Source organism: Acidovorax sp. HMWF018, from assembly GCF_003061035.1.
Lineage (GTDB): Bacteria > Pseudomonadota > Gammaproteobacteria > Burkholderiales > Burkholderiaceae_C > Acidovorax > Acidovorax delafieldii.
Window position 1 is genome coordinate 1 of sequence record NZ_QAIM01000398.1, and the last position, 1,599, is coordinate 1,599.

General features: G+C 62.3%; 1 protein-coding gene. It reads left to right on the plus strand.

Features of this window, described 5'->3' with window-relative positions; all coding sequences use genetic code 11:
• Positions 1 to 24 precede the first annotated feature (24 nt).
• Positions 25 to 1,599 (plus strand): type VI secretion system membrane subunit TssM (tssM, locus tag DBR23_RS15985; RefSeq protein WP_233250492.1); only part of this gene is annotated, 1,575 nt, incomplete at its 3' end.

Below are 1,599 nucleotides of genomic sequence, written 5' to 3' on the forward strand. Positions count from 1 at the left end.
CGGCAGCCCATCAATGGCGTCATCGTGACGCTCAGCGTACAAGAGCTCTTGAGCAGTACCGAAGCGGAGCGCGCGCGCCTCGCCAAGACCATCGGTGCGCGGCTCGGGGAGTTGTGCGATGAACTGGCAATCAAGTTCCCGGTGTACGTACTGATCACCAAGGCCGACCTGCTGGCGGGCTTCAACGAGTTTTTCGGCCAGATGACGCGCGACGAGCGCGCCCAGGTGTGGGGCTTCACCCAGCAATACCGAGAGAATGTGCCGTCCAACGATGACCCTACGGCCCAGTTCACTGCAGAGTTCGACGCGCTGGTGGCACAAATCAATCGCCTGTTGCCCCATCGCCTGCTGGCGGAACCGGATCTTGCCCGGCGTGGACTGATCTACGGGCTGCCCCAGCAGTTTGTGGGCCTGCGCGAACTGGTGCACCAAACGTTGCAGGAGGCTTTTTCATCCTCGCGCTTCAAAGAGAAGCCCCTGTTCCGTGGCGTGTATTTCACCAGCGGTACGCAAGAGGGCATGCCCTTTGACCGTGTGCTGTCGGCACTCAAGCGGCGGTTCGCCATCGCCACCCCGCTGAAGCCTGGAGCAGGGCAGCAAGGCAAGAGTTTTTTCATCGAAACCCTCTTCAAGGGGGTGATGTTCAACGAAGCGGGGTTGACAGGCCGCAACGCCAAGAAAGAGCGGCAGCTCCGACTGCTGCAGGCTGGCGGTCTCATCGGCTTGGCTCTGGCACTGAGTGGTGCTGCGCTGGCCTGGGGCATCAGTCACCAGAACAACCTGGGGTACCTGGAGGAAGTAAAGACCAGTGTGGGCACCTTGCGACAAGCGGTCGAAGAGGCCAAAACGGGCGACCCGGAAAATCTGGTGGCGCTATTGCCGATGCTGGACCATGCGGAATCCCTCGCCGTCAGTGAGCGCTACACAGGCTCGCCACCGCTGAGTTGGCGTTGGGGCCTGCTGCAGGTCCCGAAAGTAGAGACAGCAGCAGATACCACCTACCTGCGCCTTCTGGAAGATGCGTGGCTGCCCGGTATCGTGCGGCAGTTGCGCCGCTCGTTGCAGCAAACCTCGACAAGCAACCCCGAGGCCAGCTACGAAGCGCTGAAGGCATATCTGATGATCCATGACGCCGATCGCTTCGACGCCCGAACGGTGAAGGCATGGATCCGGCACGAATGGGACGCCAGCCTGACGCCGCAACTGCTGCAGGCGGGCGTGGGCGATCGCCTATCTCACCATCTGGACCGGCTCATGGACGAACGCGTGGTGATATCGTCAACCCCGGTCGACACCGCACTGGTGGCGGAGGTACGCCAACGCCTGGCACAGATGTCCCCAGCGCAGCGGGCATATAGCCGCTTGAAGCAACTGCTGATCACGGGCAATAGCCTCCCAGCAGACTTCAGCGTCGTGCGGGCCAGCGGCCCCGAAGCACCCCAGGTGTTCAGCCGCCGCAGCGGCCGGCCACTGACGCAGGGAATATCCGGACTGTTCACCTATGACGGATACCACGGTGTGTTCCTGCACGAGCTGCCCAAGGTCACAACGCTGCTGTCCAAGGAAGAAGGCTGGGTGCTGGGGCAGGCGGACGGCAAG